Consider the following 24086-nt stretch of genomic DNA (forward strand, 5'->3'; position numbering starts at 1 on the left):
TGGGGTGTTCTGAAGGAAAAATACGAAACCGCTTCAATAGAAGGGGCAGCGGAAATTATCGATACCAAACTTAAAAACAGTCGTCTGCAAAAAGTAAACGTACTTTGGAATTACTCAGATGCACCAAGTGTCCAAGTCGAACTCGATCAAGTAATTAATTTTATAGATGATTTTATCACGGTAGGATCGGATACCTGGATAGTAGGTTTAGATTTCTCGTTTGTTATTGAATTTTTTCATGAAGGAGAAATTACACTGGGATTCTTGTCACTTTGATAAAGCGTTATGAGCTAGTAATAAGAATACAGCACTTACCGTCAAAACCAATTATCGTCGATAATTCTAAAAACTTTGATGAAAGGAGTAAGAGTATAAATTTGGTTCAAGCAGGCTTGTCAGAAAAGGAGAAAGGATTGGTTAGACTAAACAAAAAGCACCGTTTGATATCTGGTCCTTTAGCATTAAATTTGATAAAGGAGAAGATATGTCAAGCACTCTGGAGCAATTGTTACAGCTGTTGATTTCAAGAACTGAAGTTATTAGAGCATTGTCCAAGAAGTATAAACAAGTTCGTATGGAGTTGTACTTAAGGTCGGAATACGGACAATTGGGGATAGAGTTTACAAAGGAAAATTTTGATAAACTAGCTCAATTCGGAATTGGAATGGAAGTCCATATTTTATCCAGAAGGAAGGCAATGTCCGAAAATTGCTCCTTCCTTCAGATATACTTATTCACGCAGCACGAATACCCCGGCACCCCGGCGTATCTCTGCGAGGCTGCCGGGGTATTCGTCTTTCCCTTCGTATCAATCCGTTATGTTCCTCGTATAATACTCGATAATGTCCTTGCGGCGGATGATGCCCAGGAACACGCCGTCCTGATCGACGACGGGGACGAAGTTCTGGTCGGCGGCGAGCGTCAGCATGTCTTCCATCTCGGCCCGGATGTAGACGCTTTCGTTGAGCACATGCCGCTGGATGGTGCTGACCGGCACGGAGGCCATGCCCTCGAAGGTCAGGCCGGGCGTGCGCTTGAGCTTCCAGAGCAGGTCGCCCTCGGACAGGGTGCCGGCGTATTTGCCGGATTCATCAATAATGGGAATGGCGGTGTACGAGTGCTTCTCAAGCTGCTCCATCGCTTCGAGCATGGAGTGGGAGGAGGAGATATAAGCGACTTCTTCCTTGGGGAGCAGAAACGCGCTGATTTCCATGGGCGGATTCTCCTTTGCGCTGGAATTGGTAACCGGGCATAGGTCTATTAAAACATAAAATTTATGTAATCGCTTAATAAATGTTACGGGACGGTGTGATTTAATGAGCCGGCTGCGGCCGCGGAGCGCTATTTTGCGCTCCCGCGGATCGCCAGGTAATGGGTGACGTTGGCGTGCAGGGGATCGACCGACCCGCCTTTGATGAGCCGGATCAGGGTCCGAGCGGCCGTCATGCCCATCTCGGTCGCCGAGTAGTCGACGGTGGACAGCTTCGGGCGGACGATGGTCGACATGTAGCTGCCGTCGAAGCCGAAGACGGACACATCGCCGGGAACGGCGAGGCCCCGGTCGAGCAGCTCGTTCATCGCGCCGATGGCCATCCAGTCGGTGGCGCAGAAGACGGCCGTAGGCCGGCCGTGCTCCAGAATGCGCCGCATGGCGGCGGCCCCGTCTTCGGTAGAATGATGGCTCTCGGCGATCCACTCCGGCCGGACGGGGAGGCCGGCGGCTTCCATGGCCTGTATGAAGCCCCGGTAGCGCTCATCTCCGACGCCCATGCCGCCGCCGACCCGGATCATGGCAATGTCGGAATGGCCGTGCTGAATCAGCCAGGTGACGGCTTCATACGAGGCCATCAGGTTGTCCACATGTACGGATGGCACACCGGGGACGTCCGACACTTGGCCGGCGAGTACGCAGGCGATTCCGGAGTCCGCCAGGCGTTCCTGATGCGGCGGGCCGAACTGCGAGCCGACGAAGAGGATACCGTGCGCGCCGATGCCGCGGAACCGGTCGAGATAGTGAAGTTCGCTCTCGACGCTGCCGTCGGTCAGACCGATCAAGAGCTCATAGCCGTGAAGCGGCAGCACGCTGCCGATTCCCGTCACGAGCTCGCTGACGACGGTCTGGGTGAAGGCGGGCGCAATGAAGCCGATGAGGCTGCGCTCGGCGCCTTCGCCGAGCATCTCCAGGCGGTAGCCCGTCTGGCGCATCGCTTCGAGGACGCGCCGCCGGATGTCGTCGTTCACCGGCTTCGTATGGTTGATAACCCGGGAGACGGTGGCCATGGACACACCGGCCAGCCGGGCGATATCGCGGATGGTCGTTTTCATCAGAATCACCACTTGAAGAGATTTGAGAAAATATTTTCCTGATAGCATCATATCAGAACGGTTTTGGAAAGCCAAGGGTCTATTGCTATCTCTATTGACCGGGAAAATAAATGACTATATACTGACCTTAAGGAAAATATTTTCCCACAACCGAGAACGAGCGAGCGCAAAGGAGATTTCAGACATGGAACGGATCTGGTGGAAGGAAGCGGTGGCGTATCAGATTTACCCCCGCAGCTTTATGGACAGCAACGGCGATGGCATCGGCGACCTGCGGGGCGTAATCTCCAAGCTGGATTATTTGAAGGAACTGGGCATCGACGTCATCTGGATCTGTCCGGTCTACAAGTCCCCGAACGACGACAACGGCTATGATATTTCGGATTATAAGGACATTATGGAAGACTTCGGCTCAATGGCCGATTTCGACGAGCTGCTGGCCGAATGCCACAAGCGCGGCTTGAAGCTGATTATGGACCTGGTCATCAACCACACCTCCGACGAGCATCCGTGGTTCATTGAGTCCAGTTCGAGCAAGAACAATCCGAAGCGGGATTATTATATCTGGGCCGATCCGAAGGACGGGGCTGAGCCCAACAACTGGGACAGCCTGTTCGGCGGCTCGATCTGGGAGTACGATCTGGTCACGAACCAGTACTATATGCACGTGTTCTCGAAGAGACAGCCGGACCTCAACTGGGAGAACCCCGAAGTGCGGCATGAGCTGTACGACATGGTCAACTGGTGGCTGGACAAAGGGATCGACGGCTTCCGGATCGATGCGATCTCGCATATCAAGAAGCTGGCGGGCTTCCCCGATCTGCCGAACCCGGAAGGACGCAAGTATGTGGCGGCGTCGGCGGGCCATATGAACCGCGAGGGCATCCACGACTTCCTGGAAGAGCTGAAACGGGAGACTTTTGATAAATACGATATTATGACTGTCGGCGAAGCAAGCGGCGTAACGGCGGACGAGGCGGACCTGTGGGTCAGCCGCGAGAACGGCAAGTTCAATATGATTTTCCAGTTCAACCACATCAGTCTGTGGAAAAAGGACCTGGCCGAAGCGCTCGATATTCCGCGCCTGAAGGCGGTTCTTACGGAATGGCAGATTGCCCTGGAGAGGGACGGCTGGAACGCGCTCTTCCTGGAGAACCACGACAACCCGCGTTCGGTATCCACGCTTGGCAATGACAGCGAAGAATACCGCGTCCTGTCGGCGAAGGCGCTGGGAACGATGTTCTTCAACATGCAGGGCACCCCGTTCATTTACCAGGGAGAAGAAATCGGGATGACGAACGTGAAGTTCGACTCGATCGACGATTACGATGATGTCTCGATGCGCAACTGGTACCGGATGGGACGGGAGGAAGGGAAGACGCACGAGGAACTGATGCCGGTGATCTGGACGAACGGCCGGGACAATTCCCGGACGCCGATGCAGTGGGATGATTCCGATAATGGCGGATTTACGTGCGGAACGCCGTGGATGAAGGTCAACCCGAACTACCGGGAGATCAATGTGGCGAAGGATCTTGCCGATCCCGATTCCATTTATCATTACTACAAGAAGATGATTGCCCTGCGCAAAGCAAGCCCTGTTGCGGTCTACGGCCGCTATGAACTGCTGCTCTCGGAGCATCCGCAGATTTATGCCTATACCCGCACGCTGGACGGGGTGCGCTGGCTGGTGATCACGAATCTGACTGCGGAGAATGCCGTCTTCAAGCTGCCGGTCAAAATCCGGTTCAGCACGGTTAAGCTGCTGCTGTCGAATTACGGCGAACCGGCGGGCGACCGCTTCCGCGAGCTGCCGCTCCGGCCGTATGAGGCGCTGATCTACGAGCTGGATGTGCTCGGGGAGACCGATGCGGAAGCTTTGGCGGAAACGGCGGAAGAAGCGTAATTCCGTCATTTGTGAAGCTGTAAAATGAGACCCCCTTCTACTCCTTATCGGGGTAGGAGGGGGTTTTTGGGCTGTCATGAGGCAGCCGGCGAATAGAGCGGCGGCTAAGCGCAAACGTTGTGCAACGGTTGCGCAGCGTGGGAAAGATTAGGAGAAAAGTTGCGTATCCCGCAATTGGGTAAGATTCCTAAGTCCTATTGACGCTGTGTATTTGCGATGCCATAATGTAAGCGATTCCAGATTGAGAGCAGGCAATTCAACCTTACTCGGCGTGCGGCGAACGCGGATTGTAGCAGGTTGATCTTTTTTTCAACTTTGTGCAAACGTTTGCGTCGCTTGTCCGGTAAGGAAGCTCGATTTCAAGGTCAGAATGGCCAACACGGTTGATCCAGACCGATCTAGAAGGAAAGGAGGACCCGGGCGGGATAAGGAACAGGTTTCTTGTAAGCGAATACACCATTTAGCTTGTTAACTGCACAAACCAACGGCAAAGGGGAATGAGAGTTGAAGAAGAGTGCCAGATCGCTATCCAGCTTTATATTGTTTGTGGTTCTGCTGCTCCAGACTTGGAGCGGAGCCTTGCTTGCGCCGAGCAGCGCCCAGGCGGCGGCGTCCGATTACGGCCTGCCGGCCAAGACGGCGGACGGGGTTATTTTTCACGCATGGAACTGGTCCTTCGATAACATAACGGCCAATCTGCCGGCACTGGCGGCGGCGGGCTTCAAATCGGTGCAGACGTCGCCGGTTCAGCCGACCAAGGAAGCGCAGACGAGCGGAAGCGCCTGGTGGGTTCTCTACCAGCCGGTCGGCTTCAGCGTCGGCAATGCGCAGCTCGGTACGCGCGACCAATTCAAGCGGATGTGCGACGAAGCGGAGAAATACGGCATCAACATCATTGTGGACGTTGTGGCGAATCATACGGCCAATGCAGGCGGCGATTCGCTGAAATATACGCCTGCCTACAATGTCGATCCTTCGATCCGGAACAATTCGGCATTCTGGCATGAGGCCAAGGGGGTTCAGAACTGGAACGACCGCTGGCAGGTTACGCAGTGGGGGATCGGTCTGCCGGACCTCAACACCTCCAATGCCGATCTGCAGCGCATCATTATCTCCTTCCTGAATGATGCCGTCGCTCTCGGCGCGGACGGGTTCCGGTTCGACGCCGCAAAGCATATTGAGCTTCCGGACGATGCCTACGGCGCAGGCTCCAACTTCTGGCCCAACGTGCTGGGCTCTCTGACCAACAAGAACAATCTCTACATCTACGGCGAAGTGCTTCAGGACGGAACCGTGGACCGTTTTGCAAGCTATGCGAACTACATGAATCTGGCGGCTCCGAACTATGGCCATAACGTCAGATCGGCCGTCGGCTTCGGCAGCGGCGTCAATGTCGGCTCTGCGACTTCGTTCGATGCGGCGGGCGTCAGTCCGAGCAAGCTCGTGACCTGGGTAGAATCGCATGACACGTACGCCAACGACAGCAGCGAATCTACCGGAATGACTGATTATCAGATCAAAATGGGCTGGGCCATCATCGCTTCCCGCGCCCAGACGACTTCCCTGTTCTTTGACCGTCCGGGCGGCAGCGGCAAATTCGGCACCCCGCTCGGCGCAACCGGAAGCACGCTCTGGCAGGACCCGGACATTGCGGCAGTCAACAAATTCCACAACGCCATGACCGGCGAGAGCGAATATCTGCGTACGCAGGGCAATGCCATTATGATGATTGAACGCGGCACCAAAGGGATGACCATCGTGAACCTGGGCGGCAACGCCACGATTAACAGCCCGACGAACCTGGCGAACGGCACGTATGTCAACAAGGCCAGCGGCGGCGGCACGTTCACCGTCTCTAACGGAACGATTACCGGATCCCTGGGCGGCGGCAAAATTGCCGTGCTGTACCAGACGGGTACAGCAACTCCGACGCCGACGGTCTCGCCGACACCAACCCCGACGGCAAGCGCGACGCCGACTCCATCGCCGGGAACAGGCGTAACAGTGCATTTCTACAACCCGTCCGGATGGGGAACGCCGAACATCTACGCCTACGATGATACCGTATCTCCGGCGAAAACCTTGAGCGCCTGGCCGGGAACGGCCATGACGAGCGAAGGGGACGGCTGGTACAAATACACGCTTGCCGGCTGGAATTCGGCTAAAGTCGTCTTCAACAGCGGCAGCAACCAGACGCCGGGAGCGAATCAGGCGGGTTACTCGGTCAGCGGAGAGAAATGGGTGAAGGACGGCGTTGTGTACGCGTCCAACCCGATGGCTACGCCGACGCCGACCGCCACGCCGACGCCAACACCAACACCAACGGCTACGCCGACTCCGACTCCGACGGTCACGCCGACACCAACGCCGACCGCCACGCCGGGCAGCGGAGTCACGGTCCATTTCTACAAGCCATCTTCGTGGGGCACACCGAATCTGTACGCGTACGATGATACGGTGACGCCGGCGAAGACGAACGCCGCCTGGCCGGGAACGGCCATGACGAGCGAAGGGGACGGCTGGTACAAAGCCACGCTCTCCGGCTGGACCAGCGCCAAGGTAATTATGAACAGCGGCAGCAACCAGACGCCGGCTGCGAATCAGGCCGGATACGCGGTCACCGGCGAGCGGTGGATCAAGGATGGAGTGGTTACCCAGTCGAAGCCGGGAGGTTCTTCGACAGTTGCCGTCACCTTCACGATTAACAATGCCACGACGACTCTCGGACAGAATGTGTATATTGCCGGCAACATTGCCGAGCTCGGGAACTGGGACCCGGCCAAGGCGGCCGGGCCTGCCAGCAGCGCCAGCTATCCAACCTGGAAGCTGACGGTCAATCTGCCGGCCGGCACCGTCATTCAGTTCAAGGCCATTAAGAAAGACGCCGGCGGCAACGCGGTGTGGGAGAGCGGCGGGAACCGCAGCTATACGGTGTCCGCTTCAAATCCGAATGTCACTTTTAACTTCGGAAGCTGATCAAGCAAGCCGGCCAGCGGGAGCCTTCCCGGTGGCCGGCTTTTTTAGTATCGGACGGGAGGGAGCGGAGGAGACCGAAGCCGTTAGCGGGCTGGCATAAGCCATTTCCCGGAGCTGTGCCTGATCCGATTCGACGGGGGCCCATCACCGGTAGCGCCGCACCGCCGGACAAGCAGCCTGCGCAGCGAGCGCGAACAGAAGCAGGAGTCCGCCCAGCACCGCCATCACCGGCTGCGGGGACCAGCGGTCAGAGAGGACGGAGACGACGGTCAGTCCGGCCGAAGGGGCAATGCCGAGCACCGAGCCCAGAACGCCGAAGACCCGGCCCTGAAGCTCGGGCGGCACTTCAAGCCGAAGAATAATCTGCACCAGCAGGGTCGCGAAGGCGAACAGGAAGCCGATCAGCAGAATGACGGGGATTGCCGACAGTGCGGACGTACAGCGGGACAGCAGCATGTATGCCGGGCCGAGCGCGAGCAGACCGGCCATAATGAGCCGTCCTCTGTGCCGCAGCGAGGACCCGAAGAAGACGATGACCGCCGACCCGGCCATATACCCGAGCGGGATGGAGGCTTCCATCAGCCCGAACTGGGCGGAGCTGGCCTGCCAGACCTGGACGGCCATGACCTGCGTGAGCATCATCGACGGCATGAAGAAGAGCGTCAGCAGCGGAAGGATAACCATAACGGCTCTGGCAAAAGGATGCTCCCAGGCAAAACGGAAGCCTTCCCGCAAATCTCCGGCAAAAGAGCGCCGGACGCCCGGCTCCGGCGGAGCTTCCTTGTCCGCAGCCGCTTCATCTGCCGCCGCCATTTTCACCGCCGAAGATTCAGCTCCCGCCGCTGTCTGTCTCTCCGCCAAGGCTTCGTCTGCCTCCGCTGTCTGCCTCTGCCCGGTTCTCGGCAGAGGCGAAGCCCAGGGTTTCGGCTGAAGCGAGCCGGTCAGCAGCACCAGCAGATACGACAGCAGGAAGGCCAGACCGTCGATCAGGACGGCTCCCGAAGCGCCGATCGCGGCAATCAGAATGCCGCCGGCGGCGAAGCCGACGGTCCGGCACAGATTCTCGGACAGATTCAGCAGGCCGACCGCCTGCTGAATCCGGGAAGGACCGACAATGACGGACACGGAGGCTTGGTAGGCGGGCGACTGGAAGAGGCCCGAGACGGTAATGAGACCGTGCAGGATGAGGAAGAACGGCAGCGGAACCGTCTCGGGGAGGGCCAGCAAAAGCGCGGCCGTCAGCACCAATAGAGCGCTCGCCAGATCGGCGGCCAGCATGACGGACCGCCGATTGCGGCGGTCGGCGGTGGTGCCCGCCACTGACCCGAGCGCGAAGCTGATGAGGAGGCTCGCAATCGTGAAGCCTGCCATGGCGGCTGCGCTTCCCGTAGTCCGCAGTATCCAGAGATTCAGAGCGATACTGTAGAAGGTATTGCCGAAGGTTGTGATCGAGTAAGAAGCCAGCAGCAGCAGGAAGCGCCGGTTCCGCACCAGCGGTTCGGGCTTCGTATCCGCCGTAGCGGCGGTCGGGGCCTCTCCGGCCTGAAGAGGCAACGGTTCAATCATAAGAAATCCTCCTTAAATAGAATATAACCGACCGACTTAATCGTTTAAGTCAAGGGGCGACCGTCTCCCTCCCTGAAGGAAGCCGGGGGAGGGGGAAGCCGCAATCAACGGATACAATGACGGTTGTTGTCTCCGAGCTGCTCGGGGTGATGAAGAAGAATCTCCAGCAAGCGGCAGGCTTCCCGGGCCTTGCTGCCCTGGAACGGATATACCCGGACATTCGGGCCGAGCAGCTCGGGGCAGTCTCCGGTCGGGATCGCCATAAGCGGCGAGAATACGCCGGCCGCGGCGATGCGGCTGGCCAGAAATTCGTTGATGACCACCGCCGGTCCGACGGGAGCGTTCTCCAGCAGGTTATCGAGCTCTTCGGAAGAGCCGATCCGGTAAATCCGGGAGGCCGGAAGGCCGGAGCTGTCCGCGATATATCGGTTGAGTTCTCCGTTATGAAAGCTCTCGGTTATCAGGCAGACGTCTTCACCGGCGTCTCCGAGCGCCTCCTTCAGGACGGCGCCATAGTCATAGGCGATCTGGTGGAAGAGCCGGTCTTCAATGAAGCTGTCGATTGTAATCAGCGGAACCCCTTCGACAAAATGCCGCGAGACGGGATAGAAGGCGTCTTCCGGAACATCGATTACCAGCACGGCGTCCAGCTTGCGGAGGGCCACAATATCCAGCAGACCGGGGCCGGGGCCGATCGTCATCAGGAGCACATGATATCCGCCGGCGGTCAGCAGGCGTTCCAGACTGCGGATGAAGGAGGACTGGCTCTGCTGCTTCCAGAACGGCTCGGCGGGAAGGCCGTACACGAGCAGGCCGATGAGCCCGGTCCGCCGGCTTCCGAGCGAACGGGCCGCCAGGTTCGGGACGTAGTGCAGTTCTTCGGCAATCTCCCGGATCAGAGCCTGCGTCTTCGGAGGAATGCTCTGGCCCTGCACCCGGTTCAGCACATAGCTCACGGTAGCGACGGAAACGTTCGCCCGGGCGGCGATATCCTTCATGGTTGCTTTGCGCAAGACGTAATCTCTCCTTTCGGTGCCTCCAGACTATCACCGGAGAAGGAAGGCTGTCAACGATTAGCTTAATCGATTAAGTCTATCGGCGGGCTGGAAGTTGCCGAGCATGGTATAATCAGGCTGTGCCGCTGGTATGGACAAGGACAGAAATGAACAGGGATGAACAGAATGAACAAAATGAACAAAATGGACATAGATGAACAGAATGAACAGGGAAACAGGAACGGGAACAAGTGAGCGGAGGGACATACCGATGAAGGAGAAGGTGGCCGGGCTGCCGGCCGGACCGGGCGTCTATCTGATGAAGGACGGCCGCGGGGATATTATCTATATCGGGAAGTCGAAGAACCTGAAGCAGCGGGTGAGCTCTTACTTCCAGCCTTCCGCTGCGCACTCCAGCAAGATCAGACGGATGGTACCCCAGATCCGCGATCTGGATATTATACGGACGGATACGGAATTTGAAGCGCTCATGCTGGAGTGCAGGCTGATCCGGGAGCGGCGGCCGATCTATAACCGCAAGATGAAAACCCCCCGGGCTTATGTCTATGTGGCAGTGGCCCCCGGCGAGGGCGCGCGCGCCCTCCGGCTGGTGCGGGAACCGGATGCAGCCGCGGAAGGACGGGTATTCGGTCCCTATACCGCCGGTGCAGGCTCGATAGAGCGGGCAGCCGCCGCCGTCCGGGAGCTGCTCGGGCTGGCCTGTCTGAAGAACCGGCCGGACGGCATTCCCTGCCTCAACGTGAAGCTGGGCAAATGCCTCGGCTTCTGCCGGGGCGGCGAAGATGGCCAGCGGCACCGGGAGCAGACCGAAAGACTGTCGGAGCTTATGGAAGGCAGCGACGACGGCGTCTACCGGGAATGGGAGCGGAAGATGGAGGAGGCAGCCGGGCAGTTCGACTTCGAGCGGGCGGCCAAGCTGCGCGACGGACTGGCAGCGCTTCGGCTGCTGATGTCCAAGCAGCGGGTAGCGTCCTTTGCGGCGGAGAACCGCAATCTGATTGTGCTGGAGGAGCTGGACGCGAACACTGCGAAGGTGTTCTGCGTCCGGCGGAACGCGGTGCTGCACAGCGAGAAGGTCGATTGGGCCGGAATCGGAGGGCCGGAAGGTCTGCTGCTTCGGCTCCGGGAAGCTGCAACGGGGATCTTCGCACCCGTGCAGCAGGAGGTCGGCGCAGAAGCCATCCGGCGGGAAGAAATCGACGAAGCCCAGATTATCTACAGCTATCTGCGGAGCGGAGCGGCGAAGGCGGTAGAGATTCCGGCCGAATGGCTGGCGCCGGGAGCCGCAGCCGCGCTGGAGGAAGGTCTCCGTCGGCTGACGGAGACGGGCAGTTCCGACTTGTGATACAATCGGGGAAGCGGTTGATTCCGGATTGTACATATATGGAGGTACTCTTATGAAGAAGATTGAAGCGATCATCCGGCCCGAGAAATTAAGAGAGGTCATCGAGGCGCTGCGGGCGGTGGAAGTCACCGGATTCACCGTGACCCAGGCCCAGGGCCGCGGCCAGCAGAAGAACCTGACGGGCGTCTACCGGGGCAAGACCTATACCGTCAATCTGCACCACAAAGTCAAAATGGAAATCGTGGTCTCCGATCACAAGGTCAAGGAGACCATCCGAACCATCATCGGAACAGCGCAGACCGGAGAGATGGGGGACGGCAAGATCTTCGTTCTTCCCGTTGAAGAAATGTACAATATTCGGACCGGCAGACCCGACGACACGATCGACGAGCTGCTCTGACACATTTTGGCTAAAAATGAAAAAAGCCCGCAGCGGCGGGCTTGCAGACCTTCTAAAGAGACGAAGAAAGACCTTCGTTTCTTTTTTTGTGTAATAAAACCTGACATGAAGTGTTGACAATTTAAAGCCCTGCTTTTACTATTAGAAAAGTCAGTTCATGTCAGGGAGGTTGACATCTAATGAGTGTCGATACCGGTGTGGCGTTGAATACGGTCTGGGTCGTGCTGGCAGCCGCGATGGTGCTGTTCATGGAAGGCGGCTTCAGCCTGCTGGAAGCGGGTCTGGTGCGGACCAAGAACGCAGTCAATGTAACAATGAAAATATTCGTGGATCTTACGGTGGGGGTGCTGGCCTTCTTTCTGGTCGGCTTCGGCATTCTGTTCGGACCGGACGCAGGCGGAGTGTTCAGCTTCGACTTCTGGGGAGCCTCGCAGTCGCTGCATCTGTCCCTGAACCTGCCGCTGTCCGCCTATGTGCTGTTCCAGATCGGCTTTGCGATCGCCGCGATCTCCATTATCTCGGGTGCGGTAGCCGAGCGGATGTCCTATAAAGCTTATATTCTGATTGCATTGTTCGTTGCGGCTATCCTGTACCCGGTCTCCGGCCACTGGATCTGGAACGGAGAGGGCTGGCTCGCCCGGCTCGGAATGAAGGATTTTGCGGGATCGGCGGCGATTCATGCCCTGGGCGGCTGGGCCGCCTTTGCCTTCGCCAAGGTGCTGGGTCCCCGGAGAGGCCGCTTCAATTCGGACGGAAGCGTCAACGTCTTTGCTCCGAGCAATATTCCGCTGGCTTCGGCAGGCACGTTCATTCTGTGCTTCGGCTGGTTCGGCTTCAATGCGGGCAGCACGCTGAACGCGGCGGATGCGCAGCTTCCGGTCATCGCGCTCAATACGCTGCTTGCCGCCGCTTCCGGCGGCGCGGCCTCGATGCTCTATACGATGTTCCGCTTCGGCAAATCCGATCCCAGCATGACCATGAACGGCGCGCTTGCCGGACTGGTGGCCATCACGGCGGGTTGCGCCTATGTCAGCCCGTACTCCTCGATTGGCATCGGTCTTATTGCCGGTCTTCTGGTGATCTGGGGAACGCTCGCCATCGACAAGCTCAAGGTGGATGATCCGGTGGGCGCGGTAGCGGTTCATGGTGTCAACGGGATATTCGGCACACTGGCAGTCGGGCTGTTCGATGCCCAAGACGGACTGCTGACGACCGGCCATGCCCACCTTCTCGGCATTCAGGCGCTGGGGATCGCGGCGGTGGCCGTCTGGGGGCTGAGCATGAGCTTCCTGTTCGCCAAGCTGCTGGACCGCACCGTCGGTCTGCGGGCTACCGATGCGGAAGAAGAAGAAGGGCTCGATATGGCGATGCACGGCATCCCGGCCTACAATGAGCTGGAGCGCTTCAGCGACCAGCCGGGCGGCGATCTGCTGGACTTCGCCAAGGCGGGCGCCGCTCTCCGGGTCGCCGACTAGGCGGAGAAAAGGATGAACGAAGGCAAGCCTTGGCTGGCCGGAAGTGCAGCCCTATCCCCGGGGTCCGGTGAACCCGGCTAACCAATGAACAAGCCATCCGCTCACGGGGAACTGCCCGCGAGCGAATGGCTTGTTCTGGTTGTGGTTTATTTGGACGCCCGGAGATTCTGGGCCTGGAGCAGCTTGCTGAACACCTCCGTATTCTCGAAGACGCCGGTGAACAGCTGCGCTCCCGGTCCCATAGCCGTGACCGGAATATCTACAGCTGTATGGCCGGATGTTGTCCAGTCCACCACGAAGTTCTGCTTGGACCCGGCGATGGCGAACGGCCCGTCTTCCATAGAGATGCCGTCGCCGGACTCGTCCTCATCGTCCACAGGCTCGATCGAGAACCCGCCGGTCTCATGGTCGGCCAGTACGAGCACCAGCGTCTCCGGGTGCTTCTTGGCGAAATTTTTGGCGACCTGGACAGCCTTGTCCAGCTCCTGGCCGGACTTGATCGTCAGGCGGGCGTTGTTCTTGTGGGCGAATTCGTCCGTGCCTTCTTCCTCGACCATCAGGAAGAAGCCTTTGGAATTGGAGGAGAGCGTGTCAATCGCCTTCTGCGTCATTACAGGCAGCGGAACGACCGGGTTGTAGAGATCGCCCTTGCCTTCCTCGTTCTGCTGGAACATTTCTTCATTGGCGAACAGTCCCAGCAGCTTCTTGCCCTTGGTCTGCTTCAGGCCGTCCGGGGTCGATACGTACGTATAGCCGAGCTGCTTGGCCTTCTCCACAAGATTGCCCTGGGTTCCCTTGCTCTTCTCTTTGGGGTCTTCCGCCGGTTCATCCGGGAATTTGCCGGGATTGCCGGCCGGATACCAGAAATCCTCGCCCCCGCCGAGCATGACGTCGGGCTTGCTCTGGGTCAGCAGCTGGAGCGCGATGTCGCTCTGTTTCGACCGGTCTTCCACATGGGCGCCAAAAGCCGCTCCCGTCGCATCCGTCACCTGGCTGGTGGTGACGATGCCGGTGGATTTGCCGGCCGCTTTTGCGATTTCCATAATGGTCCGGACGGTCTTCTTGTCCGCGTTGACGCCAATCGCTCCGTTATACGTCTTGACGCCGCTGGCGTATGCCGTCGCCGAGGCGGCCGAGTCCGTCACCGGCGAAGTCGAGCTGGTATGAATCAGCCCGGCATAAGGCATGGCGTCCATGGCAAGCTTGCCGTTCTCGCCGACGGTGGCGAGCCGGATGGCGTTCCGCTGGGCCGTGCCCATTCCGTCTCCGACGAACAGAATGACGTTGCGGGCTTTGGCAGAGGCGGCGTCCGCCTGCTTTGGCGCTTGACCGGCGGTGGTTCCCCCTGCAAGTACGGCTGCTGCCGCCATGACGGCGGCTGTTCTGGTCCAAACGGATCGATTACGAAGCTTCAACTGAATTCCCTCCCGGTATTGGTTTACTGGACTATCGTAAAGCAGAAAAGTCAGCGCAGGACCTGCTCCGTGTTCGGACAATGTAAATATTGGGAGCCGGAAGCTTCATATCCGGGAAGAATTTCGGTATAGTGAATTCCGAGAGGGTGGAGCAACCAGAAGTTAAAATCGGGGGGACCGCGTATGGAATTGACGAAGACACGGCTTGGAACGGTCCGTGAAATTCGCCGGTATCCGGTGAAATCTTTCGGCGGAGAGGCGCTGGAGGCGTGCATGGTGGAAGAGACGGGACTGGAAGGGGACCGCATCTGCGCGTTTTACGATGAATCCAGAGAAGGTTGGCAGCGCTTTATAACAGCAAGGGCCCTACCTGATATGCTGGCCTATGAGGCCCGCTATGCCGACGGAGAAGTATGGATTCAGACGCCGGACGGCCGCGTTCTGGAATGGGGACCCCGGCTGCTGGAAGAGATTCAGCGCAAGAGCCGGGCGACGGTTACCTTATCGGAGCCTTTCGCGCCGCACCCCGAGCAGGAAGGGCTGCTGTCGGTGGACGGCGCGAGTCTTCTGCTGCTGACCGATGCCGGTCTGCGAAGACTGGAGGAGCGGTGGGGACAGCGGCTGGACCCCCGAAGATTCCGTCCCAATCTGATTCTGAATGTTGACGACGAGGCTCCGGACGACGGGCAGTGGGTCGGGAAGCGGGTATCCGCCGGTGACGCTGAACTGCGAATCGACAGTCTGTGCGAACGCTGCTCGCTGATTACAATCGATCCGGATACCCGGACCCGGGATGCCTCTCTGCTGCGGACCGTCAAGGAGGAGTTGGATCTGTGCTTCGGTCTGTACGCTTCGGTGGTTAAGCCGGGTATGATCCGGGTCGGCGATGAAGTAAGATTCTATTAATGGAGAACGAAGGTGGCGGAGCAGGCGAAGCTCGCCGGAGGGCTGGAGGGGGAGGATATTCTGGAACGGCTCGGCAACACAGCCGGGTTCCGCGGAACCCCTTCGGAGTCGGCGGATTGGGATTCGGATGAGCGAGGGCGAGGAGAACAAGAGCTTGACGATTCCGGGCTTCGGTTATACCGGGTAGATACAGGATGTTTCATGCTGCGGCGTGTTCGAATTAAGGGAAGGTTAACCGGAGACCAAATCTTTGTGCGTCTCCCACAAAGTTCGATCAAAATTGTAAAAATAGTAAACTTCTAACGGACTCCTCCTTGTTTCGTGCTATTCTGGTAACGACCTGCCAAGGCGGGCCAATCCCTGATAAGAGTGGAGGAATGTTCATGGTTCACAGCTTTCCCCGGTGGCGGTCTTTCTGGACGTCGCTGACAGCCGCCGCTGTATTGGCGGCGACGCTGGCGCTTCCGTCTGCCCCAACCTTTGCGGAAGGGCCGTCCGATCCGGCGCCCAGCCTGACTCCGGCTACGGCGAACGGCAAGAAGGTGCTGTTCGACAATACGCACGGCCAGACGGCCGGCGCGGCAGACTGGGTCATCGACGGCGGATTCTCGGATTTTGCCAACGGGCTGGCGTCTGCGGGCTACTATGTCAAAGAGCTGCGCAAAAGCGCGCCGATTACGCTATCGGACCTGTCCGGCTATGATGTCTTCGTCCTGCCGGAGGCGAACATTCCTTACAAAACGTCCGAGCAGTCTGCGCTCCTGAGCTATGTGCAGAGCGGGGGAAGCCTCTTCTTCATCAGCGACCATTACAATGCCGACCGGAACAAGAACCGGTGGGATGCCTCCGAAGTATTCAACGGCTACCGGCGGGGGGCCTGGTCCAATCCGGCGCTCGGCATGACTTCCGAAGAAGCCGCATCTTCCGCTATGTCGGGCGTTGCCAGCTCGGATTGGCTGTCGGCCAATTTCGGTGTTCGGTTCCGCTACAACGCGCTGGGCGATATCACGGCCAATCAGGTTGTCGCGCCGGCTCAGGCCTTCAACATAACGAGCGGCGTCTCGGCGGTGGCCATGCATGCCGGCTCCACGCTGGCGATCACCGATCCTTCCAGAGCCAAAGGCATCGTCTATGTGCCGACGACGGCAGCCTCGTGGTCGAGCGCGGTTGACCAAGGCGTCTATAACGGCGGAGGGACGGCCGAAGGCCCGTTCGTCGCCGTATCGAAGGTCGGGGCAGGCAAGGCCGGGTTCATCGGCGATTCTTCTCCGGTCGAGGATGCGACGCCCAAGTATAAGAAGGAAGAGAACGGCGGCGTCAAGACGACCTACGACGGGTACCAGGAGCAGAATGACGCCAAGCTGCTGGTCAATATGGTCAACTGGCTCTCGACCAAAGAGAGCTATACTTCCCTGACGGCCGTACCGGGGCTGACGCTGGATTCACCGACCGCTCTCTACAGCTGGGAAGCCCCGGCAAGTTCGACAGAGCCGGTGGCCGAGCCTTGGGCAGCGCCGGCGGCAGGCTACAAGTGGTATGATCCGGCAACCTTCAAGAGCGGATCGTACGGCGCCGGATCAAGCGGAAGCATTCCGTCTTCAGGCTACGCCTTCAATCATCAGGCAACGCTCCCGAATCACTACGAATTCCAGGTGGAGGTCGTCGTCAGCGGACTGACTCCGGGTTCCACCACTTCGGGCTACAGTCTGGGCATCTACAACGGCTCGGGCACCCAGGTTGCGAAAGTGAAGAACAGCGACGGCTCCTGGCCTTCCGCCTACGGCTACAGTTCGGCCTTCTCCCTGATGGCCGATGCAAGCGGGGTGGCGACCAAGGTCCTTACGCTCTCGATCAATCCGAATATAACCGGAGCGGCGAGCATGCGGCTCAGGCTGAACAGTACGGCGAAATACACCGAAGCGGTGACCATCGGCAATGTGCCGGTAGAATGACGGGAAAATAAAACGGCAAGAGGCGATTCCCTCGCTTGCAGGGAATCGCCTCTTGCGTTGATCGGAGTAGGTCCGGCTCACGCCTACGGCCAGGCCGGATTCAATCTGTCAGTAGGCGCCGCGGATATGCTCCTGCACCTGCTCGTTGTAGAAGGCGCGGAGCCGGGCGTGCTCCTCCGCGCTGAACGGCCCGGCTTCCCGTACGCCGAGGTTGTCCTCCACCTGGCGGACATTCCGGAATCCCGGAATGACGCAGGTAATCTCGGGGAAGTCCAGCAGCCAGCGGAGCGAAGCGCGCGTCATATTCCCGCGTCCTTCCGCAATCCAGGACAGCTTCGACGCCAGTTCGACCCCTTTCTCGAACGGGAGGCCGGCGAAGGTCTCGCCAACGTTGAACGCTTCGCCGTTGCGGTTGAAGCTGCGGTGATCCTGCTGCTCGAAGCGGGTATCCGAGGTGAATTTGCCGGTCAAGAGTCCGCTTGCGAGCGGCAGCCGCACGAGCAGACCGACTCCCTGCGCGGCGGCGCGGGGAAGAAGCTCGGCGATCGGTTTTTGCCGGAACAGGTTGAAGATGATCTGCAGCGCCTGAACGCCGGGCTGTTCCAGACAGAAGAGCCCTTCTTCCACGGTCTCGACGCTGACGCCGTAAGCTCGAATCTTGCCTTCGCGCTGAAGCTTGTCCAGCACCTCGAACACTTCGCCGCGCTTCAGAATCTCCAGCGGCGGACAATGAATCTGGTACAGGTCGAGCGTCTCGCGCTCCAGACGCTTCAGACTGTCTTCGCACCACTGGCGGACCCGCTGCTCGGAGTAGGTCTGCGGATCGGAAATATCGCCTTGGCGGCAGAACTTGGTGGCAATGTGAATCCGGTCTTCCTTGCCTTTGGTGGCGCGGGCGAGCAGGCGCTCGCTCTTGCCGTCGCCGTAGACGTCGGCGGTATCGAAGAAATTGACGCCTTCTTCCATGGCTTTGTCGAGAGCGCGAAGCGATTCGGCGTCGTCGGTCTGTCCCCAGGACCCTCCGATTGCCCAAGTGCCGAAGCTGACTTCACTGACGGTAAGACCGGTTCTTCCAAGCGGACGTTGATTCATCTGCCATCCTCCTAAGTTAGTCAAATGTCCATTCGAGAGTATTGTAGCAAACTCGTTATGAACACGCTATCATAAGAGAAGAAAATGGCGGCGACGGCAAGGGGACAGGGGCAGCGGCACCCAGTTCTCCTTCCCTGCCGCTTATGCTATAGTAGACGACAAAAGCGAAGCCGGAGCAGCCCTGCTGCTGACGGGAAGCTAACAGGGGGTTATGATTATCAATCAGCAAGCTGCACCGCAGCGCACATCCGGACGAAACCTGATTCAAATTCTGATCGACGGAATATCGGGCATTTTCCTGCCGATTGTCAACATTCTGAGCGCGGCGGGCATTATGAAGGGGCTGGTGGCCGGAGCGGCGGCGATGGAGATTCTCTCCAAGACAGACGGAACTTACATTGTGCTGAACGCGATGGCGGACAGCCTGTTCTATTATCTTCCGCTGCTGCTGGCCTACACCTCGGCGCGGAAGTTCGGCGCCAACCCGTACACCGCCGTCGTCATAGGCGGGGTGCTGCTGCATCCGAGCCTGACGGCGCTATTGGGGAATGACCACACTGTCCCGTTTCTTGGCATGAACATACAGCCGGCCAATTATCCGGCCAGCGCGATTCCGATCATTATGGCGGTCGGACTGCTGGTCTACGTCGAACGGCTCTGCAACCGCATTCTGCCGGAAGTCATCCGCAGCTTCTTTACGCCGCTCATTTCCATTCTCGTGGTGGCTTCGGCGACCCTGCTGTTCTTCGGTCCGATGGGCATGGCTGCCGGCGATGCGCTGGCCGATGCATACCGGTACGTCTATGATCTCAGCCCGGTGGGCGCGGGAATTGCGCTCGGAGGGATCATTCAGCCAATGGTCATCTTCGGGCTTCAGTGGAGCCTGGTTCCGCTGGCGATCAATAACATCAATCTCTATGGCTCGGACACGATTCTGGCCTTGATGGGACCGGCCGTCTTCGCCCAGGGTGGAGCGGCGCTGGCTGTCTTCCTGAAGTGCAAGGACCCGAAATTCAAGACCTTGTCGTTGTCGGCTTCCATCTCGGCCCTTTTCGGCGTTACCGAACCTGCCATGTTCGGGGTGAACCTGCCTCTGCGCAAGCCGATGATTGTCGTCTGCTGCGCGGGCGCCATCGGGGGAGGCCTGGTCGGCGGATTCGGCTCGGAGGCGATCTCGTTTGCTTTTCCGGGGCTCGCAACGCTTCCAGCCTATCTGGGCGACGGGTTCGGCGGTTTTGCCTTCGCCTGTCTGGTCGGATTCGTGATCGCACTGGCAACGACCCTGATGTTAAAGCTGGGACCGCTGCCGGAGACGGCTTCCGCGCCCGCGATAACGGAAGAAAGCCGGAAGGTCTAAATAGAGTTAGCTGGCGTGAAGCGGCTGAATAGGGAGTGGTCCTTATTCAGCCGTTTTTTTACTGTGCGGTGGGGGAATTTACGCCTATTTGCAGTTTAAATTTCATTCCCTAGAGAGTGACCTGAAAAGATATTTAGTTAAAGAACAAGGATATAGTGATTCAGATATTGTAAGTATTGAAGCAACGTATAGTAAAATGCCGCAGTATCCTGTTTATGTGAAATTTGCGGACGATCCTGATACAACCTATTTATTTACAGACCGGGGAATCGGAGATTGGACACAAATAGAAGTTTATTAGTTCATTTCAACTTCCTGCGCCCTCCCCAGCCAATTTGGGTAAACTAACCCTAAGCAACGCTTTACCCCAACTACTTGAAAAGAGGTGATGCCCCATGACAACTCACAAAGTACCCAATAGATTAGCCAAGGAAAAGTCACCATATCTGCTGCAACATGCCCATAACCCGGTGAATTGGTTCCCTTGGTCTGAAGAAGCTTTTGAAGTCGCGAAGCGCGACAACAAGCCTGTCTTCTTATCTATTGGGTATAGCTAGTTGTTGATTCACAAGTACATGTCACTGGTGAGATGTTCGTGTGAATCAATTTTTTTATGAAGGTTCTGCAGATGTTTTGGCGGGAGTTTTTTGTTTGTAAGTATAGGATCAGTGGTCGTAATATTTTTCCATTTCATTGTATAATAAGAGCATAGTCTATAGGCAATTTGAGTCTCGATAGTTCGTTTATTTATTTGTATTCTGTAGATTGACGAACTTTGTCAATAATACGTTAGATGACATAAAGGGGGATTGATATGGGGAAAATAATTTTTAGTCAGAATACTTATGCTTATGAATTCACCAATATTGAAGTCTTCTTCAAATATAAAAATATAACTTTTTTTAGTACTGATGACCTTACAAAGGTTGGTAAAGCTAATGGTGTTTCTCAAGCAAGAGAATTTAAATTAAATTGCATTACTCGTATTGAAGATCACGAAGGAATAAATGAAAGTAATAGATACAACAGAGCAAATATACTTACTGTACTTGGAGTTGTTTCTTTTTTTGTAGGGATTCCATTAACGGTTTACCATAAAACAACAGGGAAAGACACATTAAGACCAAATACTTCAATTGAAGAGAAAGCTTTAAAATTAATTATTGAAGATGAAGATTACACGCAGCAATTAAAGTCTGTACTAGAGAAATTAGAATCTGATGAAGAGGTTATCGTTTCTTTATTAGATCGTTGGAGGAAAGCCAATTATTTAGTAAATGAAAGCGTTGATGCAAACCTCTATCATGATGAAGCGATTCTCAATTATTTTCATATAATAGAATTAATTTGCGAAATCTATTCGAAAGGCTTACGAATTGATCTAGAAAAAAATATAGAGAAGTATGTTGAAGAATTTTATAAACAAAATTTCTTCTTCAATGAAAATCAACTTCAGTCACAGGTCAATTCAGTGAAGAAAGTCTTTACTGAACTTTTGATTGGTAGAGACTTGGCATTATCACATAAAATTAAATTTGTTCTAAACAAATTTAATATGCTGAATCCCTTTGTTGAATATTTTATAGACTCTGTCATAAAAACAAGAAATGCTATTGCTCATGGTAGATTTACGTACCAAGACAAATTATCTTGGCCTTTACCGCCATTTTTTTTCATGTCTAATGATTCATCCGAGATATTAGATTCCTTGAATTTTCTTACGGCAAGATTGATTGCCTGTTATTTAGAGATTGAATGTTGGAAAAAAGAATGGGAAGAAGTAGACGAGGATTTAATGCCGCCTGATAAATTGCTAGAAAAATTCTTAAAAGATGTTACAGAATTTCCAGAATTGAATTCTGAAAGTATTAATGAACCAAATCAGTATCATATCACATGGAGGTCAATTTTCAAACACTATGTAAGTAACCCCAAAAAGTTCAAAATAGATCAAATTGAGATTGCTCTAAAAAGTTTTTTTATAAATTGTACATTGAATGAGTCTACTGCCAATGATTTATTTGATATATCTGTGGTCTTAAGTGACTCGAAGGATGAGGAAATTCAAAATAGAGCTATAAAGAACATAGATTTGATAGTTCAAAATAGATGGTATGCTTGGTCTAATAAAAGAGATATTTATAGCTATTTAGAAAAAATGAATGTTCCACCTGTTTGGTATCTAAGTTATTTAAAGCAGTAAATATAATTACGTCATCTAACAAAATATTTACGCTGGGGGCATACCTCTTGGGTCCGACATTCGCCGGACTTTCAGCATATGTTGAGTCGTGAATACAGGAACGTTAGCTGAAATTGCTGAATGAAAAATGATTTTTGAAATTACTTATAAGGAGTAGGTGAATCAATATGAGGTTTGATTTAAGGACTGTTGATGATGCAAAGAAATTTTTGATTGATTGGTTAGAAGTTAATAACCGTATCTTAACGGAATATATATTGTTGAATAGTGATGGAATCGATGTTGATGACTTCTGCCGAGAGCATAAGATCGATTTAAACGAGATAGAAATACATAACTTAACCTATATTGCATCTCATGTCACAACTTCTTCGGATGAGCTTGAATCTATTAAAACCTATGGCCTAATGGATTTGAAACTGGTTTTAAGTTTGCCGACACCATTGAAAAAATTTCTTGCAGAACATGGAATTGAATTTGATATAGTTTCGAAAACTATGAAACTAGGTACAGAAGTTTTTGATGTAAGTTACAAAAGAGAGAATTTTATCGATAGAGATTCACTAGAAGAAAAAATAAACAGTGTCGCTCATAAGCTCTTTTATGATAGTCAAATATCATCTTTTTTTTCAATGGAAGGTGATAAATAATATGGCGGGATTGTTCATATGAGGCCGGAATTTTTATTGAATGTTTCAGAAGCAAGTAAAAAAAATCTTGAGAAATATTGGACGAGAGATACTAAAGCTTTTGTTTTAGAATATGAAGAAAAATTCGAGAATTTCGAATGGTTCACATTTTATGAAAATATAAAGCATAAAAAATGGCTTGTTGAAAAAGCATTATATAGATTATGGAATGACTTCTTTTACAATAACAATAAAGAAGAATACGCATACATGAAATCTTCGTATACAATTTCTTGGGAAAACATAATTAATGTGAGAGGAATCGATTAAGTGATAAGCTTAATAAAATATAAACAAAGCGTTTTGGGAGATTAGTAGAAGCTAGCAACATCATTTAACATAATATTCACGCTGCGGGTATGCGCCTGGTCGTGAATACGGGAACGTTATCGGAAATTATTGTGCATATTAAAACTGATGCTTCAAATAAAATGAATTAAAGGTGGAAAAATTATGGATAAGGAAGAAGTCTTCAAGCCACTAAATACTTTAACTATGAAGTACTCAATGATGCTGAATTTGGAAAAGATTCAGTTCGTAAAGAAATTATTTTTCCTATTATTAAGTCACTTGGATATAATTCGTATGGAAGTAATAAGATAATTAGAAGTCGCAGTTTAACTCATCCATTTGTTTCGATTGGAAGCAAAAAAAAATTAATATTATTCCCGACTATATAATGGAAATTGACAGTCGACCAAGTTGGATACTGGAAGCAAAGGGACCGAATTTGTTTTATATCATGTTAGTGAATATAAACCTCTAATACATTTTAAAATGGAACATTTGCCATTTTATTGGGCAGATTTAAAGCGACTTTTATCTCCTGATCAACTGTTAAGTAATTGTGATAAGTATAATAAATTAGATAAAGACTTTGGCTTGCATTTAAAAAGATTAGGATTTGAATCTTTTAAAGGACTTCATTTTTTACAAGTTCCTGTTATATCTCTAACAAAATTAAATAATGATTTGTATACATTTGCAACCACCATTAAACAAGAAGATGATTACTGTGTTTCTTTTGATTTTAATCTTAATACGTTTTTGAACTATGAAGGGTAAAATTCCAGATGAAGCCTTCTTTAAACTTATAGAACCAGTAACAGATTCAATAACTCAAGTTAGATTGGTTGATATGAGATATTATGTGAATATAAGGTGCGAGCTAGGAACAAGCTTAGAGGAGAACCGTGATGAAATTTTCATGCCACTCATTATTAACGAGTTTTTGTAATATACTGTTTTAAGATAGCATTATTCCTTTTATCAGGGAAAATGTTTAACTGAATTTAAAGGATATTATCACTTCCAATAACAAAATATTCACGCTGCGAACTAACGTCTCGATTTTAGGAAAGTGAATTAGATCTTTTACATAAATTAACTCCCACAACTATAGGAGTGGGAGTTTTACAATCCTTCAGATGATACTTTTTTACCTCAATTACTTAGTTCATTAT

21 protein-coding genes are annotated in these 24086 nt (G+C 54.0%); 15 read left to right on the forward strand and 6 right to left on the reverse strand.

All coding sequences use genetic code 11. The annotated features are described in order from the left end of the window. On the forward strand, positions 1 to 276 hold a 276-nt coding region (locus RBI05_RS04935), incomplete at its 5' end, for a CDI toxin immunity protein (RefSeq protein WP_310550304.1). A 532-nt stretch (positions 277 to 808) separates the two neighbouring features. Here the strand turns inward: RBI05_RS04935 and RBI05_RS04940 are convergent. Together RBI05_RS04940 and RBI05_RS04945 are read right to left on the reverse strand one after the other, a co-directional pair. Next, positions 809 to 1213, reverse strand: a complete 405-nt coding sequence (locus tag RBI05_RS04940; RefSeq protein WP_310550305.1) for a CBS domain-containing protein — start codon at positions 1211 to 1213, stop codon at positions 809 to 811. Positions 1214 to 1341: 128 nt separating this feature from the next. Next, entirely contained in the window at positions 1342 to 2325 is a 984-nt protein-coding gene (locus RBI05_RS04945) for a LacI family DNA-binding transcriptional regulator (RefSeq protein WP_310550306.1), read from the reverse strand. A 184-nt stretch (positions 2326 to 2509) separates the two neighbouring features. Between RBI05_RS04945 and RBI05_RS04950 the strand changes: the two genes are divergently transcribed. Beyond that, complete coding sequence (locus RBI05_RS04950) at positions 2510 to 4231, forward strand: glycoside hydrolase family 13 protein (protein WP_310550307.1); 1722 nt, start codon at positions 2510 to 2512, stop codon at positions 4229 to 4231. A gap of 504 nt (positions 4232 to 4735) precedes the next feature. Beyond that, entirely contained in the window at positions 4736 to 7207 is a 2472-nt protein-coding gene (locus RBI05_RS04955) for a starch-binding protein (protein WP_310550308.1), read from the forward strand. 144 nt (positions 7208 to 7351) lie between these two features. Here the strand turns inward: RBI05_RS04955 and RBI05_RS04960 are convergent, their stop codons facing one another. Together RBI05_RS04960 and RBI05_RS04965 are read right to left on the reverse strand one after the other, a co-directional pair. Beyond that, positions 7352 to 8773: an MFS transporter gene (locus RBI05_RS04960; RefSeq protein ID WP_310550309.1), complete on the reverse strand. Its 1422-nt coding sequence runs from the start codon at positions 8771 to 8773 to the stop codon at positions 7352 to 7354. A gap of 104 nt (positions 8774 to 8877) precedes the next feature. Then, positions 8878 to 9786: a LacI family DNA-binding transcriptional regulator gene (locus RBI05_RS04965; RefSeq protein WP_310550310.1), complete on the reverse strand. Its 909-nt coding sequence runs from the start codon at positions 9784 to 9786 to the stop codon at positions 8878 to 8880. A 253-nt stretch (positions 9787 to 10039) separates the two neighbouring features. On the opposite strand from RBI05_RS04965, the gene RBI05_RS04970 reads away from it, so the two are divergent. The 3 genes from RBI05_RS04970 (at position 10040) to RBI05_RS04980 (ending at position 13009) form a co-directional block, all read left to right on the forward strand. Further along, entirely contained in the window at positions 10040 to 11134 is a 1095-nt protein-coding gene (locus RBI05_RS04970) for a GIY-YIG nuclease family protein (RefSeq protein ID WP_310550311.1), read from the forward strand. Between the two features lie 52 nt (positions 11135 to 11186). Next, complete coding sequence (locus tag RBI05_RS04975; RefSeq protein WP_150457175.1) at positions 11187 to 11534, forward strand: P-II family nitrogen regulator; 348 nt, start codon at positions 11187 to 11189, stop codon at positions 11532 to 11534. Positions 11535 to 11713: 179 nt separating this feature from the next. Continuing rightward, positions 11714 to 13009: an ammonium transporter gene (locus tag RBI05_RS04980; protein WP_310550312.1), complete on the forward strand. Its 1296-nt coding sequence runs from the start codon at positions 11714 to 11716 to the stop codon at positions 13007 to 13009. Positions 13010 to 13155: 146 nt separating this feature from the next. On the opposite strand, the gene RBI05_RS04985 is transcribed toward RBI05_RS04980, so the two are convergent. Then, positions 13156 to 14379, reverse strand: a complete 1224-nt coding sequence (locus tag RBI05_RS04985; protein WP_408638309.1) for an alkaline phosphatase — start codon at positions 14377 to 14379, stop codon at positions 13156 to 13158. A gap of 228 nt (positions 14380 to 14607) precedes the next feature. Between RBI05_RS04985 and RBI05_RS04990 the strand changes: the two genes are divergently transcribed. Further along, positions 14608 to 15330 (forward strand): MOSC domain-containing protein, encoded by a 723-nt coding sequence (locus RBI05_RS04990; protein WP_310550314.1) that lies wholly within the window; start codon positions 14608 to 14610, stop codon positions 15328 to 15330. A 383-nt stretch (positions 15331 to 15713) separates the two neighbouring features. Beyond that, positions 15714 to 17282: a DNA-binding protein gene (locus RBI05_RS04995; RefSeq protein WP_310550315.1), complete on the forward strand. Its 1569-nt coding sequence runs from the start codon at positions 15714 to 15716 to the stop codon at positions 17280 to 17282. A 108-nt stretch (positions 17283 to 17390) separates the two neighbouring features. Here RBI05_RS04995 and RBI05_RS05000 read toward each other — a convergent pair whose 3' ends face one another. Continuing rightward, positions 17391 to 18374 carry an aldo/keto reductase gene (locus RBI05_RS05000; protein WP_310550316.1) on the reverse strand — a complete coding sequence of 328 codons (984 nt, stop codon included), beginning with the start codon at positions 18372 to 18374 and terminating at the stop codon, positions 17391 to 17393. A gap of 211 nt (positions 18375 to 18585) precedes the next feature. On the opposite strand from RBI05_RS05000, the gene RBI05_RS05005 reads away from it, so the two are divergent. The 7 genes from RBI05_RS05005 (at position 18586) to RBI05_RS05030 (ending at position 23688) form a co-directional block, all read left to right on the forward strand. After that, positions 18586 to 19731, forward strand: coding sequence for a PTS transporter subunit EIIC (locus RBI05_RS05005; RefSeq protein WP_310550317.1), 1146 nt, complete (start codon positions 18586 to 18588; stop codon positions 19729 to 19731). An 88-nt stretch (positions 19732 to 19819) separates the two neighbouring features. Next, positions 19820 to 20032: a DUF3139 domain-containing protein gene (locus RBI05_RS19290; protein ID WP_191089483.1), complete on the forward strand. Its 213-nt coding sequence runs from the start codon at positions 19820 to 19822 to the stop codon at positions 20030 to 20032. Between the two features lie 94 nt (positions 20033 to 20126). Next, a complete protein-coding gene (locus RBI05_RS05010; protein WP_074108930.1) occupies positions 20127 to 20288 on the forward strand; it encodes a DUF255 domain-containing protein in 162 nt (53 codons plus the stop codon). A 257-nt stretch (positions 20289 to 20545) separates the two neighbouring features. Then, the gene (locus RBI05_RS05015; protein WP_150457182.1) at positions 20546 to 21934 is read left to right on the forward strand and encodes a hypothetical protein; all 1389 of its coding nucleotides are present in this window, start codon (positions 20546 to 20548) and stop codon (positions 21932 to 21934) included. A 167-nt stretch (positions 21935 to 22101) separates the two neighbouring features. Beyond that, complete coding sequence (locus tag RBI05_RS05020) at positions 22102 to 22584, forward strand: hypothetical protein (RefSeq protein WP_150457183.1); 483 nt, start codon at positions 22102 to 22104, stop codon at positions 22582 to 22584. Between the two features lie 18 nt (positions 22585 to 22602). Then, positions 22603 to 22893 carry a hypothetical protein gene (locus tag RBI05_RS05025; RefSeq protein ID WP_150457184.1) on the forward strand — a complete coding sequence of 97 codons (291 nt, stop codon included), beginning with the start codon at positions 22603 to 22605 and terminating at the stop codon, positions 22891 to 22893. Between the two features lie 432 nt (positions 22894 to 23325). Beyond that, positions 23326 to 23688, forward strand: a complete 363-nt coding sequence (locus tag RBI05_RS05030) for a hypothetical protein (protein WP_150457185.1) — start codon at positions 23326 to 23328, stop codon at positions 23686 to 23688. Positions 23689 to 24086 lie beyond the last annotated feature (398 nt).

This window comes from Paenibacillus glufosinatiresistens (genome assembly GCF_031470375.1).
GTDB classification, from domain to species: domain Bacteria; phylum Bacillota; class Bacilli; order Paenibacillales; family Paenibacillaceae; genus Paenibacillus_AQ; species Paenibacillus_AQ glufosinatiresistens.

Bases quoted from the DNA above. Each gene is read 5' to 3' on its own strand.
- RBI05_RS05010 (WP_074108930.1), top strand. From the start codon at position 20,127: ATGACAACTCACAAAGTACCCAATAGATTAGCCAAGGAAAAGTCACCA.
- RBI05_RS05005 (WP_310550317.1), top strand. From the start codon at position 18,586: ATGATTATCAATCAGCAAGCTGCACCGCAGCGCACATCCGGACGAAAC.
- RBI05_RS04945 (WP_310550306.1), bottom strand. From the start codon at position 2,325: ATGAAAACGACCATCCGCGATATCGCCCGGCTGGCCGGTGTGTCCATG.
- RBI05_RS04985 (WP_408638309.1), bottom strand. From the start codon at position 14,379: ATGGCGGCAGCAGCCGTACTTGCAGGGGGAACCACCGCCGGTCAAGCG.
- RBI05_RS04940 (WP_310550305.1), bottom strand. From the start codon at position 1,213: ATGGAAATCAGCGCGTTTCTGCTCCCCAAGGAAGAAGTCGCTTATATC.
- RBI05_RS05020 (WP_150457183.1), top strand. From the start codon at position 22,102: ATGAGGTTTGATTTAAGGACTGTTGATGATGCAAAGAAATTTTTGATT.
- RBI05_RS04995 (WP_310550315.1), top strand. From the start codon at position 15,714: ATGGTTCACAGCTTTCCCCGGTGGCGGTCTTTCTGGACGTCGCTGACA.
- RBI05_RS04975 (WP_150457175.1), top strand. From the start codon at position 11,187: ATGAAGAAGATTGAAGCGATCATCCGGCCCGAGAAATTAAGAGAGGTC.
- RBI05_RS05025 (WP_150457184.1), top strand. From the start codon at position 22,603: ATGAGGCCGGAATTTTTATTGAATGTTTCAGAAGCAAGTAAAAAAAAT.
- RBI05_RS04980 (WP_310550312.1), top strand. From the start codon at position 11,714: ATGAGTGTCGATACCGGTGTGGCGTTGAATACGGTCTGGGTCGTGCTG.
- RBI05_RS04950 (WP_310550307.1), top strand. From the start codon at position 2,510: ATGGAACGGATCTGGTGGAAGGAAGCGGTGGCGTATCAGATTTACCCC.
- RBI05_RS05015 (WP_150457182.1), top strand. From the start codon at position 20,546: ATGGGGAAAATAATTTTTAGTCAGAATACTTATGCTTATGAATTCACC.
- RBI05_RS05000 (WP_310550316.1), bottom strand. From the start codon at position 18,374: ATGAATCAACGTCCGCTTGGAAGAACCGGTCTTACCGTCAGTGAAGTC.
- RBI05_RS04970 (WP_310550311.1), top strand. From the start codon at position 10,040: ATGAAGGAGAAGGTGGCCGGGCTGCCGGCCGGACCGGGCGTCTATCTG.
- RBI05_RS04960 (WP_310550309.1), bottom strand. From the start codon at position 8,773: ATGATTGAACCGTTGCCTCTTCAGGCCGGAGAGGCCCCGACCGCCGCT.
- RBI05_RS04990 (WP_310550314.1), top strand. From the start codon at position 14,608: ATGGAATTGACGAAGACACGGCTTGGAACGGTCCGTGAAATTCGCCGG.